This is a genomic window from Kitasatospora arboriphila, from assembly GCF_039528095.1.
Classification (GTDB): domain Bacteria; phylum Actinomycetota; class Actinomycetes; order Streptomycetales; family Streptomycetaceae; genus Kitasatospora; species Kitasatospora arboriphila.
Genome location: NZ_BAAALD010000030.1, coordinates 30860 through 46705, shown reverse-complemented (window position 1 = coordinate 46705; position 15846 = coordinate 30860). Strand labels below are relative to the sequence as shown.

Here is a 15846-nt window from a genome sequence, read left to right as displayed (position 1 = left end):
TCCGCGTTCCGGCCGGGCTGTCCCGTCCAGTGCGGTGGCGGTGCCCGGCCGTTCACGCCGTGCCGTCTCGGTCTCCTGGCCGCGGTGTCCCGTTCTGTGCAGTCGCGGTGTCGGCCGTGCGGGCCGTGTCGCTCCCCGTGTGCCGGCCGGGCTATCCCCCTTTCGCCGCGGTCGCGGTGTCGGCCCTGCCGGCCATGTCGGCTCCGGCCTCCGGCCGCGCTGGCCGCACTCTCGACCGGAGTGTCCCCCGCTTGCGATGTGAACGCAAACAATTACACTCCCTTCCGCACTCGTGAGACAGTTGCAGCCGCATCTGGCTCTGCACCGACAAGGGGGCTGTGAGTGGGAAGTGAGACTGCCGGGACGGATCCCCGACAGCCGGTGATGGCCGACGTCGCCAAGCTCGCCGGCGTGTCGCACCAGACCGTCTCCCGCGTCCTGAACGGAGCCCCGCACGTTCGGCCCGGGACCCGGGACAAGGTGCTGGCCGCCATCCGGGAGCTGGACTACCGACCCAACTCGGCCGCGCGGGCGCTGGTCACCCGCCGCTCCCAGACGCTCGGCGTGGTGAGCTTCGCCAGCACCCTCTACGGCCCGGCCTCCATGCTCGACGGCATCGAGCAGGCCGCCCGCAGCGCCGGCTACTTCGTCAGTGTCGCCAGCCTCCGCTCACTGGACGCCCGTTCCGTCCAGGAGGCGGTGGACCGCCTCCGCGACCAGGGCGTCGAGGGGGTCGCGGTCATCGCCCCGCAGATCTCCGCGGTCGGTGCGGTGGCCCGGCTGTCCAGTTCCGTCCCGGTCGTCGCGGTGGGCTCCGGCAGCCGCTCGCGCGTTCCGATGGTCGCGGTCGACAACCTCACCGGCGCGGCCGCGGCCACCCGCCACCTGCTCGACCTCGGCCACGGCACGGTGCACCACGTCGCCGGTCCGGCCGGCTGGCTGGAGACCCAGGACCGCCTGGACGGTTGGCGCCGCACCCTGGAGGAGGCGGGCGCCCCGGTGCCGCAGGTCTACAGCGGCGACTGGAGCGCCCGGTCCGGGTACGAGGCGGGCCGGCAGATCGCGGCGGACCCGGAGGTGACCGCGGTCTTCTGCGCCAACGACCACATGGCCCTGGGTCTGCTGCGGGCGCTGCACGAGGCCGGCCGCCCGGTGCCCGGCGAGATCAGCGTCATCGGCTTCGACGACATCCCGGAGTCCGCCTACTTCACTCCGCCGCTCACTACCGTCCGCCAGGACTTCGGCGAACTGGGCCGCCGCGCCCTCGAGTTGCTCGTCGAGGAGCTCGCCGGGGTGGCGCACGCCCGCAGCCACGTCCTGGTCGCCCCGGAGATGGTCCTGCGCCGCTCCACCGGCCCGGCCCGCCGCCCTGCCTGACCGACCGGCCTGATCAGCCGCAGCCTGCCGCTCCACCTGCCACGAGGCCGGGTGTCCCTCAGGGGTGCGTGGGGGCACCTCCCGGCCGAAGGCTGGGGGAGAACCGCGCAGTCCGGGGGCGGGTGGCTGAACAGCGGGGGACAGCTCTTGCCCGGTACGAGAACCACATCCCAATCGCGCGGTTCTCCGCGCCCCTGACCGGCCTGGCCGCCCGAGGGCGCGGGCCGGGGGAGCCGTGCGGTCGGGGAGCCGCGTCGCCGGGCTGTGGGCGCGCAGTTCCCTGCGTGATCAGCGGCGGTCCGTCCTGTCGTCCGAGGTCCGGGCGGCCGGGAGGCGGTGGTCCTGCCGCCGGTCGACGGTGCCCGGGGTGGTGTGGAGCCCGGCGGCGGGCGACTGAGCGCCCCGCGGCCGTCCGGCCGTGTGCGGGTGTGCGCCCCGCGGCCGTCCTCGTGCATGCCCGGCGTGCGAACCGGTTCCGGGCCCGTCCGGTGCTTCGGGCGCGGCCGGCTCGACCTGCGTGATCGGTCCGCCGGGTGCCGTGCGCCGCCCCGGGTGCCGTGTGCCGCCCCGGGATCGGGTGTCCGGGCCGGGCCGTGCGTTCGACCTGCGCCGGAGGTGCCGCGGCCGCACGGTGGGGGAGGGGGCGTGTGGGCGGGTGGTCGTCCGGCCGGTGCGTTCCCGCACCCTTGACAGCCAAAATGTGAACGTTAACAATCACAGCATCCGGAGTCGCCCGGCCTCGCCGGCCGTCCCGGCCACCCGCTCCGCCGGCCGGCGGTCTCCCCGCTTCGACCCGCCCGGCCCGGCGGCAGCCGTTCCGCTCCTTATGAGGGTGAGGCAGCGGAACATCGGCCGCCCGCCGGCCCGCGACGGCGCGGACCAGCCGGCGGCCGGCCCGAACTCCCCACCCCCGTACGAAGGATGAGACAGTGACCGAGACGCCCCCCACCCGGGCCGAGCAGACCGGCACCGAGCAGGCCGGCAGCGCGCCCGGCACCGGGCCGACCGGTGCGGCCGAGCCCGCCGGCGGCGACCGCTACGTCGTCGGCGTCGACTTCGGCACGCTCTCCGGCCGCGCCGTCGTCGTCCGGGTCCGGGACGGCGAGGAGATCGCCACCGCCGTCCACGGCTACCCGCACGCCGTCATCGAGGAGCGCCTGCCCGGCACCGGCCGCCCGCTGCCCCCCGACTGGGCCCTGCAGCACCCCGAGGACTGGCGCGAGGTGCTGCGCACCGCCGTCCCCGAGGCGCTCGCCGCCTCCGGCGTGGACGCGTCCGACGTCATCGGCATCGCCACCGACTTCACCGCCTGCACCGTGCTGCCCGTCCGCACCGACGGCACCCCGCTCGCCGAGCTGCCCGAGTGGGCCGCCCGCCCGCACGCATGGCCCAAGCTGTGGAAGCACCACGCCGCCCAGCCGCAGGCCGACCGGATCAACGCCCTCGCCCACGCCCGCGGCGAGAAGTGGATCCACCGCTACGGCGGGCGGATCTCCGCCGAGTGGCAGTACGCCAAGGCCCTGCAGGTGCTGGAGGAGGACCCGCAGGTCTACGCCGCCTGCGAGCGCTGGATCGAGGCCGCCGACTGGATCGTCTGGCAGCTCACCGGCACCGAGAGCCGCAACACCTGCACCGCCGGCTACAAGGGCATCCACCAGGACGGCGCCTACCCGGACGAGGACTACCTCGCCGCGCTGAACCCCGGCTTCGCCGACTTCGCCCGCACCCGCCTGGAGCACCCGCTGCTCCCGCTCGGCAGCCGGGCCGGCTCGCTGACCGCCGAGGCCGCCGCCTGGACCGGCCTGCCCGAGGGCATCGCGGTGGCCGCCGGCAACGTCGACGCCCACGTCGCCGCCCCCGCCGCCCGCGCCGTCGACAACGGCCAACTGCTCGCCATCATGGGCACCTCCACCTGCCACGTCGTCAACGGCGCCGCCCTCGCCGACGTCCCCGGCATCTGCGGCGTCGTCGACGGCGGCATCGTCGCCGGCTCCTACGGCTACGAGGCCGGCCAGAGCGCGGTCGGCGACATCTTCGCCTGGTGGCTGCGCCAGGGCGTGCCCGCCGAGTACCTCGCCGAGGCCGAGGCGACGGGGGAGGACCTCCACCGGCTCCTCAGCCGCAGGATCGCCGACCAGCCGGTCGGCGGCCACGGCCTGATCGCCCTCGACTGGATGGGCGGCAACCGCTCCGTCCTGGTCGACCACCACCTGTCCGGCGTGATCGTCGGCCTCACCCTCGCCACCCGCCCCGAAGAGGTCTACCGGGCGCTGCTGGAGGCCACCGCCTACGGCACCCGCACCATCGTCGAGGCACTGGAGGAGGGCGGCGTCCCCGTCACCGAGTTCGTCGTCGCCGGCGGCCTCAAGAAGAACGCCCTGCTCATGCAGATCTACGCCGACGTGCTGCGCCGCCCCGTCTCGCTCGCCGCCTCCGAGCAGGGCCCCGCGCTCGGCTCGGCGATCCACGCCGCGGTCGCCGCCGGCGCCCACCCCGACGTGCGGACGGCCGCGGCCGCGATGGGCCGGGTCCACCGCCATGCGTACCTGCCCGACGAGGCCCGCGCCGACGCCTACGACGCCCTGTACGCCGAGTACCGCGCCCTGCACGACCACTTCGGCACCGGCCCCGACAAGCAGCTGCACCGCCTGCGCGCCATCCGCAACGCCGCCCTGACCGCCCACCGCACCAGCGAGGACCGATGAGCTCCCCGATCGATCTGATCCGCCGCCAGGTCAGCGACCTCCACCAGGAACTGGTCCGCTACGACCTCGTCGTCTGGACCGCCGGAAACGTCTCCGCCCGCATCCCCGGCGAGGACCTGATGGTCATCAAGCCCAGCGGCGTCGCCTACGACGAGCTGACCCCCGAGGCCATGATCGTCTGCGACCTCGACGGCACCGTCGTGGCCGGCGAGCACAACCCGTCCTCCGACACCGCCGCCCACGCCTACGTCTACCGCCACATGCCCGAGGTCGGCGGCGTGGTCCACACCCACTCCACCTACGCCAGCGCCTGGGCCGCCCGCGGCGAGGCCGTGCCCTGCGTCCTGACCGCCATGGCCGACGAGTTCGGCGCCGAGATCCCGATCGGCCCGTTCGCGCTCATCGGCGACGACTCCATCGGCCGCGGCATCGTCGACACCCTGCGCGGCCACCGCTCGCCCGCCGTCCTGATGAAGAACCACGGCGTCTTCACCATCGGCAAGGACGCCAAGGCCGCCGTGAAGGCCGCCGTCATGTGCGAGGACGTCGCCCGCACCGTCCACATCTCCCGGCAGCTCGGCGAACCCCAGCCCATCGCCCAGGCCGACATCGACCACCTCAACCACCGCTACCAGAACGTCTACGGCCAGCAGACCGCGCCCGCGGCCCGGTGAAGGAGAACCACCCCATGACGCACCCCGCCGACACCCGCGAGATCTGGTTCCTCACCGGCAGCCAGGGCCTCTACGGCGACGACACCCTGCGCCAGGTCGCCGAGCAGTCCCGCGAGGTCGCCGCCGCGCTCTCCGCCGACGGCGGCATCCCCGTCCGCATCGTCTGGAAGCCCGTCCTCACCGACGCCGCCGCGATCCGCCGCACCTGCCTCGACGCCAACGCCGAGGACTCCTGCATCGGCCTGATCGCCTGGATGCACACCTTCTCCCCGGCCAAGATGTGGATCGCCGGCCTCGACGCCCTGCGCAAGCCCCTGCTCCACCTGCACACCCAGGCCAACCGGCAGCTGCCCTGGTCCACCATCGACATGGACTTCATGAACCTGAACCAGGCCGCCCACGGCGACCGCGAGTTCGGCTACATCCAGTCCCGCCTGGGCGTCGCCCGCAAGACCGTCGCCGGCCACGCCAGCGACCCGTCCGTCGTCCGCCGCGTCGCCTCCTGGGCCCGCGCCGCCGCCGGCCGCGCCGAACTCGCCACCCTCCGGCTCGCCCGCTTCGGCGACAACATGCGCGACGTCGCCGTCACCGAGGGCGACAAGGTCGAGGCCCAGCTGCGCCTCGGCGTCTCCGTCAACACCTACGGCGTCAACGACCTCGTCACCGCCGTCGACGCCGCGACCGACGAGGACGTCAACGACCTCGTCAAGGAGTACGACGAGCTCTACCGGCTCGCCCCCGAACTCCGCGCCGGCGGCGACCGGCACGACTCGCTCCGCTACGCCGCCCGCATCGAACTCGGCCTGCGCACCTTCCTCACCGACGGCGGCTTCGGCGCCTTCACCACCAACTTCGAGGACCTCGGCGGCCTGCGCCAGCTCCCCGGCCTCGCCGTCCAGCGCCTGATGGCCGACGGCTACGGCTTCGGCGGCGAGGGCGACTGGAAGACCGCCGTCCTGCTGCGCACCCTCAAGACCGCCGCCGCGGGCCTGCCCGGCGGCACCTCCTTCATGGAGGACTACACCTACCACCTGGAGCCCGGCCAGGAACTCATCCTCGGCGCCCACATGCTGGAGGTCTGCCCGACCATCGCCGCCGCCACCCCCTCCTGCGAGATCCACCCGCTGTCGATCGGCGGCCGCGAGGACCCCGTCCGCCTGGTCTTCGACGCCGAACCCGGCCCCGCCGTCGTCGTCGGCATGGCCGACCTCGGCGACCGCTTCCGCCTCGTCGCCAACGAGGTCGACGTCGTCGCCCCCACCGAGCCGCTGCCCCACCTGCCGGTCGCCCGCGCCGTCTGGAAGCCCCGCCCCGACCTGCGCACCTCCACCGAGGCCTGGCTCACCGCCGGCGGGCCCCACCACACCGTCCTCACCCGGGCCCTCGGCGCCGAGGAGCTCGACGACCTCGCCGAGATGCTCTCCGTCGAACTCGTCCTCGTCGACGCCGACACCACCATGCGCCGCTTCACCCGCGAACTGCGCTGGAACCAGGCCTACCACCGCCTCGCCAAGGCCCTCTGAGCCCCGCTCACCGGCCGTGCCCGACGGGCCCGTGCCTCCGCGTCCCGCGGGGGTGCGGGCCCGTCCGCGTCCGCCCTCAGCGGCTCGGCACCGGGCGGCGCAGCAGGTACAGCCCGGCGAAGACCGTCAGCAGCGCCATGCAGACGATGAACACCACCCCCGCGTCCTCCAGCCCCACCGGCTCGGACAGCACACCCACGCCGATCACCGGGATCGAGATCCCGGTGTACGCCACCACGAACAGCGAGGAGATCGACCCGGCCCGGTGCTCCGCGGGCGCCGCGGCAGCCACCGCACCCACCGAACCGCGCAGCGCCAGCCCCTGGCCCGAACCGCCGACCAGCGCACTCAGCACCAGCAGCGCCAGCAGTTCTGCCAACAGCGCGCCGCCGAGCAGCGCCAACCCCACCAGCAGCACCGCGCAGCCCAGCGGCAGCGCCCGCCGCGCGCCCAGCGACCCGGCCGCCAACTGGCCGCCCGTCGACGCCAGGAACGTCGCGAAGACGATCAGGCCGATCAGTGCCCGGTTGTGCACGTCCAGGGTCTGCGCCAGGAACGCCGGCGACACCGCCGTGAACACCCCCAGCAGCGCGAACCCGGCGAACGACGCCACCCCCGCCGGTACGAACACCCCGCGCACCTCCGGCGGCAGGCTCGGCGCCTTCACCCGCGCCGCCGACAGCCCCTTCGCCCCCGCCACCGACTCCGGCAGGGCCAGCAGCACGCCCGTCGCGACCGCCACCATCACCAGGTGCACCACGAACGGGAGCACCAGCGGATCCGGCGCGTACTCGGCCAGGACGCCCGACAGCAGCGGGCCCAGCCCCAGGCCGCCCATGTTCGCCGCCGTCGCCGCGAACGCCGCCCGGCCCTCCCGGCCGGCCGGCGCCAGCTCCAGCACGTACGCGGTCGCCGTCCCCGTGAACAGGCCCGCCGAGAGACCCGACATCAGCCGGCCCAGGCACAGCAGCGGCACCCCGCCCTCGAACAGGAAGCAGAAGGCGCTCAGCGCCGCGAAGCCAAGCCCGGCCAGCAGCACCGGCCTGCGGCCCACGGTGTCCGAGACGTTGCCGAACGCCAGCAGCACCCCGATCACCGCGAAGGCGTACACCGCGAAGACCACCGTGACGACCAGCTCGGAGAAGCCCAGCTCCTCCTGGTAGAGCGAGTACAGCGGGGTGGGGAGGGTGGTGCCGGCCATGCAGACCGCGAAGACGCCGGAGGCAGCCAGGTACGCCTTGGCACCGGCCGGACGGCCGCTCTGACGATCGCTCATGCGCCCACGGTACGGGCCCGGCGCCACCGGCCCGCGGGGGCGCGCGTCAGGCGGGCTCCAGCCGCCACCACTGCGCGGGTGTGTCGGCGTCCTCCTGCTGGCGCACCGAGCCGTCCGCGCAGCCCTCCACGGCCTTGCCGCTGATCACCGCGACCACCGTGAAGGTGCCCGGTGCGTCCACGTGCCGTTCGAACAACCACTCCTGGGCGCCGAAGCCGTTCGGCGACCACTGCTGGATCGGCACCCCGTCCTCCGTGCGGGCACCCATGACGTCGAGGCGCTTGCCGCTCGCGGCGTTCTCCAGGTGGTACAGGCCCGCCCCGGGATGCACCGGCGACACCCGCCAGACCTGGGCCTCGCTGCCGTCGTCGGCCGCGTGCCGGGCCTTCGCCCCGCTGCCGCCGCGCCCGCCGGCGATCTCCAGCAGCAGTCCGCTGCCGACGTTGCGCAGCCGGTAGCGGCCCTCCGTCACCGGCCCGTGCGCCGACCCGCCCGACCGTGCTCCGCCCATGTGGTGTCCTGCCGCCGCCCGGCCGCCCGGGTGCGGCCGTCCTCGGAGGTCCACGCTACGCGCCGCCACCGACGGAAAGGGCTCCGCCCGGTGTGCGCACACACACCGGGCGGAGCCGTTCGCGCGGGGTCGGGGTCAGGAGCCGACCTTGCGCTTGTTCCAGACGTCGAAGCCGACTGCGGCGAGCAGCACCAGGCCCTTGATGACCTGCTGGTAGTCGGTGCCGACGCCGACCAGGGACATGCCGTTGTTCAGGACGCCGAGGACCAGGCCGCCGATGATCGCGCCGAGCACCGTGCCGACGCCGCCGGAGGCGGAGGCGCCGCCGATGAAGGCCGCCGCGATCGCCTCCAGTTCGAAGTTGATGCCGGCCTGCGGGGTGCCGGCGTTGAGCCGGGCGGCGAAGACCAGGCCGGCCAGGGCCGCGAGCACGCCCATGTTGACGAAGGCGAGGAAGACGACCCGCTTGCTCTTCACGCCGGAGAGCTTCGCGGCGGGTTCGTTGCCGCCGATCGCGTAGGTGTGCCGGCCGATGATCGAGTTCCGCATCAGGTAGCCGAAGCCGACCAGCAGCGCGCCGAGGATCAGCAGCACGATGGGGGCGCCGTGGTAGCTGGCGAGCAGCAGGGTGAAGACGAGGACGGCGGCGGTGATCGCGGCGAGCTTGGCGAGGAAGAAGCCGACCGGCAGCAGTTCCAGGCCGTAGGAGGCGGCCTGGCGGCGGCCGCGGACCTCCTGCAGCACGGCGATCGCGAGCACGCCGAGGCCGAGCAGCAGGGTCAGGTTGTGGTAGTTGGTGTGCGGGCCGACCTCGGGGAGGAAGCCGCTGGAGATCTTCTGGAAGCCCTTGGGGAACGGCGCGATGGACTGGCCCTGGAGCAGGATCTGGGTGCCGCCGCGGAAGAGCAGCATGCCGGCCAGGGTGACGATGAACGAGGGGATGCCGATGTAGGCGATCCAGAAGCCCTGCCAGGCGCCGGCGACCGCGCCGATCAGCAGGGCGAGCACCAGGGCGAGCGGCCACGGCAGGTCGTGCTTGACCATCATCACCGCCGCCGCCGCTCCGACGAAGGCGGCCAGTGATCCCACCGACAGGTCGATGTGGCCGGCGATGATGACGATCATCATGCCGATCGCCAGGATCAGGATGTAGCCGTTCTGCTGGATCAGGTTGGTGATGTTGAGCGGCTTCAGCAGGGTGCCGTCGGTCCAGATCTGGAACAGCACCACGATCAGCGCGAGGGCGACCAGCATGCCGTACTGGCGGACGTTGCCGCGCAGCGCGTCGGCCAGCACGGCGCCGGTGGAGCGGGTCCGTGCGGGGGCCGCCGGGCCCGGCGGGGTCGTCGGGGTGGTCTGGGTCTGGGCCATGCCTTACACCTGCTCGGGTCGGGGTGCTGCGGTCTGCGGGGCGGCGGTCTGCGGGGCGGCGCTCACGGTCATGAGGCGCATCAGGGACTCCTGGTCGGCGTCGGCACGGGCCACCTCGCCGGTGATCCGGCCCTCGGCCATGGTGTAGATCCGGTCGCACAGGCCCAGGAGTTCGGGGAGTTCGGAGGAGATCACCAGCACGGCCTTGCCCTGTGCGGCGAGGTCGGCGATCACCTGGTAGATCTCGGCCTTGGCGCCGATGTCGATGCCGCGGGTCGGCTCGTCGAGGATCAGCACCTCCGGTCCGGCGAAGATCCACTTGCTGAGGACGACCTTCTGCTGGTTGCCGCCGCTGAGCTTGCCGGTCTCGGCGAACACCGAGGGCGCCTTGATGTTCATCGACGCCCGGTAGGCCTCGGCGACCTTGGTCTCCTCGTGCCGGTTCACCCAGCCCCGCCGGGCGACCTTGCCGAGCGCGCTCAGCGTGATGTTCCGGCTGATGTCGTCGATGAGGTTGAGGCCGAGGTGCTTGCGGTCCTCGGTGACGTACGCGATGCCGTGGCCGATCGCCTGCGGCACCGTCCGGGTGGAGACCTCCCGGCCGTGCACCAGCACCCGTCCTCCGGTGTACCGGCCGTAGGAGCGGCCGAAGACGCTCATCGCGAGTTCGGTGCGGCCGGCGCCCATCAGGCCGGCGATGCCGACGATCTCGCCGGCGCGGACGGTCAGCGAGGCGCCGTCGACGACGTTGCGGTGGTGGTCGATCGGGTGCTGGACGGTCCAGTCCTCGACGGCGAAGGCGACCTCGCCGATCGCGGGGGTGCGCTCGGGGTAGCGGTGCTCCAGGTCGCGGCCGACCATGCCGCGGATGATGCGGTCCTCGGCGATGCCGTCGGCGCCGACCGGGATGGTCTCGATGGTGCGGCCGTCGCGCAGCACGGTGACGGAGTCGGCGACCCGGGCGATCTCGTTGAGCTTGTGCGAGATGATGATGCAGGAGATGCCCTGGGCCTTGAGCTCCAGCATCAGGTCGAGCAGCTTGCGGCTGTCCTCGTCGTTCAGCGCCGCGGTGGGCTCGTCGAGGATGAGCAGCTTCACCTCCTTCGCGAGCGCCTTGGCGATCTCGACGAGCTGCTGCTTGCCGACGCCGATGTCGGCGATCCGGGTCTGCGGGTTCTCGTGCAGGCCGACCCGCTTGAGCAGGGCGGCGGCGTGGGTGAGCGTCCGGTGCCAGCTGATGATGCCGCGCGTGGCGTGCTCGTTGCCGAGGAAGATGTTCTCGGCGATCGACAGGTACGGCACCAGGGCGAGCTCCTGGTGGATGATCACGATGCCGCGCTGTTCGCTGGCCCGGATGTCCTTGAACCGGCAGGGCTCGCCCTCGAAGAGGATCTCGCCCTCGTAGCTGCCGTGCGGGTAGACGCCGCTCAGCACCTTCATCAGGGTGGACTTGCCGGCGCCGTTCTCGCCGCAGATCGCGTGGATCTCCCCGGCGGCGACGCTGAGCTCGACGTCGGAGAGGGCTTTGACGCCGGGGAAGGTCTTGGTGATCGAACGCATCTCGAGGACAGGTCCGGCCATGGGGTGCTTCCGTATCTCTGGGGGCGGCGGGGCGGGGGCGGTCCCGCCCCGCCGCCGGGTCGGCGGCCCGTGCGGGCCCGGGGCTACTTCAGCTGGTCGGCCGTGTACTGGCCGCCGTCGACGAGGACCTTGGCGTAGTTCTCCTTGTCGACGCTGACCGGCTGCAGCAGGTAGGCCGGGACGACCTTGGCGCCGTTGTCGTACTGGGTGGTGTCGTTGGTCTCCGGCTTGCCGCCGGTGAGCACCGCGTCGCCCATCTGGACGGCGACCTTGGCGAGTTCGCGGGTGTCCTTGTAGACGGTCTGGGTCTGCTCGCCCGCGATGATCGACTTCACCGAGGCCAGCTCGGCGTCCTGGCCGGTGACGATCGGCAGCGCCTTGCCGGCGCTGCCGTAGCCGACGCCCTTGAGCGAGGAGAGGATGCCGATCGAGATGCCGTCGTAGGGCGAGAGCACCGCGTCCACGTGGGCGCTCGTGTAGGACTTGCTCAGCAGGTTGTCCATCCGGGACTGTGCGACGCCGCCGTCCCAGCGCAGCGTGGCGACCTGGTTGAAGGCGGTCTGGCCGCTCTGCACGACGAGCTTCTTGCTGTCGAGGTACGGCTTGAGGACGCTCATCGCGCCGTTGAAGAAGAACTGCGCGTTGTTGTCGTCGGGCGAGCCGGCGAACAGCTCGACGTTGAACGGGCCCTTGCCGTCCTTGAGGCCGAGCTTGTCGGCGATGTACGTGCCCTGCAGCACGCCGACCTTGAAGTTGTCGAAGGTGGCGTAGTAGTCGACGTTCTTGGTGCCGCGGATCAGCCGGTCGTAGGAGATCACCGGGATGTGGGCGTCGGCGGCCTTCTGCAGCACGTCGGTGAGCGAGGAGCCGTCGATCGCGGCGACGACCAGGAGCTTGGCGCCCTTGGTGATCATGTTCTCGATCTGGGACACCTGGTTCTCGACGACGTTGTCGCCGTACTGCAGGTCGGTCTTGTAGCCCTTGCCCTGGAACTCCTTGACCATGTTGTTGCCGTCGTTGATCCAGCGCTCGGAGGACTTGGTCGGCATGGCGATGCCGACCAGCCCGCCCTTGGCGCCGTCCTTCGACGCGCCGTCGCCGTCGCCGACGCCGTTGGCGCTCTGGCCGCAGGCCGCCAGCGACAGCGCGAGACCGGCCGCGGCGAGGGCCGTAGAGAGCTTCCGCACAGTTCCTCCAGGGGTGTGCCGCGACCGGGGCGGGCGGGGAGCGCCGGGTCGGTCGAGCGGTGGTTCGGGGGCAGGTGTCGAGCAGGGGTGGGCGCCAGGGGGCCGACCGGTTCGGTCAGGTCCCTGTCCGGGGCCCTGGCCTGGCGTTACCTGAGTGTTAACGCTCACAAGAAGCCCGTCAAGAGGGGCTGGAGTCACCATCGGGTCACGTGCGGGCATAGATATGGAAGCGCTGTGCAGGCTGCTTGACGGGCGGACTGTTAGCGCTAACAATTTGCCCGGGAGAGGCTGCCCGGACGCACGGGAGCCGCCCCCGCCGGTGGGCGGGGGCGGCTCTGCGGACCTGCGGTTCTGCTGCCTCGCGGTTCTGCGGACCTGCGGTCGTCAGCCGGTGAAGCCGGCCGTGATCGAGGTGAACTGCCAGTTGTTCTGGTTGATGCCGGAGCAGTTCTCGGCCACGCCGCCGCCGGCGCACGGCCGGTCGCGGTTGACCGACCAGAAGGCGAGGCGGGCGATGTGGTTGGTGTTGGCCCAGTCGCGGATGCTCGTCCAGGTCGCCGGCGTGGTGGTCTCCTGGTTGTCCGAGAGACCGTTCATGCCGGAGATGCCGACGTGGGCGTAGGCGGTGGCGTCGTCCCAGCCGAAGGTCGACTTCAGCTTGTTCTTCAGGCCGTTCGCCGCGCTGACGGTGCTGCCGTACATGTCGGCGCCGCCGCCGAAGTCGAACGGCATGATGGTGAAGACGTCGATGTCGGCGCCGAGCGCCTTCGCCTGCTCGATCAGCCGGTTGCCGTAGTAGGTCGGGCCGGTGGTCGCGGTGCCGAAGGTGAGGATCGTCCGCAGGCCCGGGTTGTTCTGCTTGACGATCTTCAGGGCGCCGAGGATGCGGTCCTGGACGACGGTGTTCTCGAACTCGTCGGTGTTCTCGATGTCGACGTCGATCGCCTTCAGCCCGTACGCGCTGATCACCTGCTGGTAGGCGGCGGCCAGGGCCTCGGGGGTGGCGCAGTTCGGGCCGAGCTTGTTGCCCTGCCAGCCGCCGATCGACGGGACGACGTCGCCGCCGGCCGCCCGGATCGCGTTGATCGTCTGCTGGTCGACGCCGCCGGTGAGCGGACGCTGGCCGTCCCAGGACGGGTTGCAGCCGCCCGAGGAGAGGATGAACGCCATGGTGAACCACTTGATGCCGGTGGCGCTCATCACCGTGGTCGCGGACGGCGGCTCGCCCCAGCCCATGTAGAGGTAGGGCGCGGCCTGCTTGAAGCCGGTGCCGCCGCCCCCGCCGCCGGAGCCGGTCGTGGCCGAGACGGCGTTGGAGGCGGCCGAGGTGTTGCCCGCCGCGTCCCGAGCCTTGACGGTGAAGGTGTAGGAGGTGCTCGCGGCCAGGCCGGTCACGGTCGCCGAGGTGCCGGTGCTGCTGGCCACCACGTTCGAGCCGCTGTAGACGTCGTAGCCGGTCACGCCGACGTTGTCGGTGGAGGCGTTCCACGACAGCGAGACGGTCGAGGAGGTCGTGCCGGTCGCGGCGAGTCCGCCCGGCGCGGTCGGCGCCTGGGTGTCGCCGCCGCCCCCGCCGCCGCCCGGGCCGTCCAGGCTGATGTCGTCGGCGTAGTAGGTGCCCTGGCCGTACCAGCCGTGGGTGAAGATCTGCGCGCTGGTCTGGCTCGCGCCGGTGGTGAAGGTCACCGACAGCTGCTGGTACGAGGCGGCGGACGGCGTCCAGGTGGAGGCGCCGCCGGTCACGCCCAGGTAGACGTAGTTGCCGCGGACCCAGCCGGACAGCGTGTACGTGGTGTTGGGCTGCACCGAGACGGTCTGGGTGCACTGCGCGGTGTCGCTCGCGCTCGCCGCGGCGGCGAGCGCCTTGCTGCCGGAGTGGACGGGGGAGCCCACCACCGAGCCGAGCCCGCCGGTGCAGGACCAGCCGCTGAGCGTGCCGCTCTCGAAGCCGGGATTGGTGAGCAGGTTGGCCGCCTGGGCCGTAGCGGGCAGGGCGACGGCCGCGGCCGAGCCCAGCGCGACGGCGCCGAGCGCCGCCACGAGGCGGTTGCGGGAACGCACAGGACCTCCAGTGGGGGATGGGGGTTGCGGCCGCAGGGGTGCGGGGGAGCCGTGCAGGCCGCGTGCACCGCCAAGATGGACTAGACCAATATCGGGTGTCAAGGGCCCGTCAACGCCCATCGGCGGAACCGCACTTGGCCCGGCACGGCACCCTCCCAGGTGGGACCGCCCGGGACCGGCGGCCGAGCCCCCGCGCAGCCGCGGAAATATTCGCTGGCGCGGCCCCGCCGGCCGTGGCTACCGTGGTGCCGTTCGGGAGGGCCCGCCGAGGGCCGTCCCCCCGTCGTGCCAGCCCTGCACACCCGGAGGTGAGGACCGTGATGACCGTCGCTGCGCTGGACGCTGCCCGCGTCCGTACGTCGTTCACTCCCACCCCCGTGGCCACCGGCTGACTTCCACGACTCCTTGACGCGCCGTCGGGCGCGCACCGCCGGGGCCACCCTCGCCGAAGGGCCCACCCCACCGTGACCAGCTCCACCTCCGCCGCCCTCCCGCTCTCCGCCCACGGCTGGAACGAGGACAGGGCAGCCGAGTTCGCCTTCTACGCCGAGGCGGGGCTCACCCCCGCCCTGATCTCCCGCGTCGACCGCGGCCAGTGCGACGTCCTGCTCGCCGACCCCGAGTCCGGCGAGCTGCGCACCGTCCGCGCCGACACCCGGCCGGTCGGCGACCCCGACCCGGTCAAGTGCCCCTGCACCGGGGACTGGGCCGCCGTCGACCTCGCCGCGCAGCCCCTGCCCACCGTCTCCGCCCTGCTGGGCCGGAGCACCGCGATCGTCCGCAAGACCGCGGGCGGCCGCTCCGACGGCCAGGTGCTCGCCGCCAACGTCGACACCGTCATGATCGCGGTCTCGCTCGCCGCCGACCCGGACCTCGGGCGGATCGAGCGCTTCCTCGCCCTCGCCTGGGAGAGCGGCGCCGTCCCGCTGGTCGTCCTCACCAAGGCCGACCTGGTCGACGACGCCGACTTCATCCGCGAGGACGTGGAGAAGATCGCCCCGGGCGCCGCCGTGCTCACCGTCAGCGCCGAGACGGGCGAGGGCATGGACGAGCTGCGCGCCCACCTGCCCGGCGCGACCGCCCTGGTCGGCCAGTCCGGCGCGGGCAAGTCCACGCTCACCAACGCCCTCGCCGGCCGGCACGCGATGGCCGTCCAGGAGACCCGCTCGGTCGACGAGAAGGGCCGCCACACCACCACCACCCGGGAGCTGATCCCGCTGCCGGACGGCGGCGTGGTCATCGACACCCCCGGGCTGCGCGAGGTCGGCCTGTACGGCGGCGAGGGCGTCGACCTCGCCTTCGCCGACATCGCCGCGATCGCCGAGCGGTGCCGCTTCGACGACTGCAGCCACCGCTCCGAGCCGGGCTGCGCGGTCGCCGCCGCGCTGGAGGACGGCACGCTGCCGCAGCGCCGGATGGACAGCTACCTCAAGCTCCAGCGCGAGAACGAGTGGATCGCCTCGCGCAGCGACGCCCGGGTCGCCGCCGAGCGGGCCAGGAAGTGGAAGGCCGTCACCAAGTCGATGCGGGGCTCGTCGAGCCCCACCCGGCACGACCCGCGCCGCACCCGCTGAGCCGGG

The 15846-nt window shown here is 72.8% G+C and carries 11 protein-coding genes; 5 read left to right on the top strand and 6 right to left on the bottom strand.

Going from position 1 to position 15846, the window contains the following annotated elements; all coding sequences use genetic code 11:
• Positions 1 to 342 precede the first annotated feature (342 nt).
• The 4 genes from ABD353_RS17295 to araA all read left to right on the top strand — a co-directional run bounded on the left by ABD353_RS17295 (position 343) and on the right by araA (position 6279).
• Positions 343 to 1377, top strand: a complete 1035-nt coding sequence (locus tag ABD353_RS17295) for a LacI family DNA-binding transcriptional regulator (RefSeq protein WP_344624501.1) — start codon at positions 343 to 345, stop codon at positions 1375 to 1377.
• 929 nt (positions 1378 to 2306) lie between these two features.
• A complete protein-coding gene (locus ABD353_RS17290) occupies positions 2307 to 4082 on the top strand; it encodes a ribulokinase (protein WP_344624500.1) in 1776 nt (591 codons plus the stop codon).
• Positions 4079 to 4756, top strand: coding sequence for an L-ribulose-5-phosphate 4-epimerase (locus tag ABD353_RS17285; protein WP_344624499.1), 678 nt, complete (start codon positions 4079 to 4081; stop codon positions 4754 to 4756). The genes ABD353_RS17290 and ABD353_RS17285 overlap by 4 nt, the downstream gene beginning before the upstream one ends.
• A 14-nt stretch (positions 4757 to 4770) precedes the next feature.
• Positions 4771 to 6279: an L-arabinose isomerase gene (araA, locus tag ABD353_RS17280; protein WP_344624498.1), complete on the top strand. Its 1509-nt coding sequence runs from the start codon at positions 4771 to 4773 to the stop codon at positions 6277 to 6279.
• Positions 6280 to 6355: 76 nt separating this feature from the next.
• On the opposite strand, the gene ABD353_RS17275 is transcribed toward araA, so the two are convergent.
• The 6 genes from ABD353_RS17275 to ABD353_RS17250 all read right to left on the bottom strand — a co-directional run bounded on the left by ABD353_RS17275 (position 6356) and on the right by ABD353_RS17250 (position 14266).
• Positions 6356 to 7555 carry an MFS transporter gene (locus ABD353_RS17275; protein ID WP_344624497.1) on the bottom strand — a complete coding sequence of 400 codons (1200 nt, stop codon included), beginning with the start codon at positions 7553 to 7555 and terminating at the stop codon, positions 6356 to 6358.
• A 46-nt stretch (positions 7556 to 7601) separates the two neighbouring features.
• Positions 7602 to 8066, bottom strand: a complete 465-nt coding sequence (locus ABD353_RS17270; protein WP_344624496.1) for an RICIN domain-containing protein — start codon at positions 8064 to 8066, stop codon at positions 7602 to 7604.
• Positions 8067 to 8201: 135 nt separating this feature from the next.
• Positions 8202 to 9437, bottom strand: coding sequence for a multiple monosaccharide ABC transporter permease (mmsB, locus tag ABD353_RS17265; RefSeq protein WP_344624495.1), 1236 nt, complete (start codon positions 9435 to 9437; stop codon positions 8202 to 8204).
• Between the two features lie 3 nt (positions 9438 to 9440).
• Complete coding sequence (gene mmsA / locus ABD353_RS17260) at positions 9441 to 11018, bottom strand: multiple monosaccharide ABC transporter ATP-binding protein (protein WP_344624494.1); 1578 nt, start codon at positions 11016 to 11018, stop codon at positions 9441 to 9443.
• Between the two features lie 83 nt (positions 11019 to 11101).
• Positions 11102 to 12205 carry a multiple monosaccharide ABC transporter substrate-binding protein gene (chvE, locus tag ABD353_RS17255; RefSeq protein ID WP_344624493.1) on the bottom strand — a complete coding sequence of 368 codons (1104 nt, stop codon included), beginning with the start codon at positions 12203 to 12205 and terminating at the stop codon, positions 11102 to 11104.
• Between the two features lie 384 nt (positions 12206 to 12589).
• Positions 12590 to 14266 carry a carbohydrate binding domain-containing protein gene (locus ABD353_RS17250; RefSeq protein ID WP_344624492.1) on the bottom strand — a complete coding sequence of 559 codons (1677 nt, stop codon included), beginning with the start codon at positions 14264 to 14266 and terminating at the stop codon, positions 12590 to 12592.
• Positions 14267 to 14730: 464 nt separating this feature from the next.
• On the opposite strand from ABD353_RS17250, the gene rsgA reads away from it, so the two are divergent.
• Positions 14731 to 15840, top strand: coding sequence for a ribosome small subunit-dependent GTPase A (gene rsgA / locus ABD353_RS17245; RefSeq protein WP_344624491.1), 1110 nt, complete (start codon positions 14731 to 14733; stop codon positions 15838 to 15840).
• Positions 15841 to 15846: the final 6 nt, after the last annotated feature.

Coding starts and splice junctions, on each gene's coding strand:
- mmsA (WP_344624494.1), bottom strand. CDS start 11,018: ATGGCCGGACCTGTCCTCGAGATGCGTTCGATCACCAAGACCTTCCCC.
- mmsB (WP_344624495.1), bottom strand. CDS start 9,437: ATGGCCCAGACCCAGACCACCCCGACGACCCCGCCGGGCCCGGCGGCC.
- ABD353_RS17270 (WP_344624496.1), bottom strand. CDS start 8,066: ATGGGCGGAGCACGGTCGGGCGGGTCGGCGCACGGGCCGGTGACGGAG.
- ABD353_RS17285 (WP_344624499.1), top strand. CDS start 4,079: ATGAGCTCCCCGATCGATCTGATCCGCCGCCAGGTCAGCGACCTCCAC.
- ABD353_RS17275 (WP_344624497.1), bottom strand. CDS start 7,555: ATGAGCGATCGTCAGAGCGGCCGTCCGGCCGGTGCCAAGGCGTACCTG.
- araA (WP_344624498.1), top strand. CDS start 4,771: ATGACGCACCCCGCCGACACCCGCGAGATCTGGTTCCTCACCGGCAGC.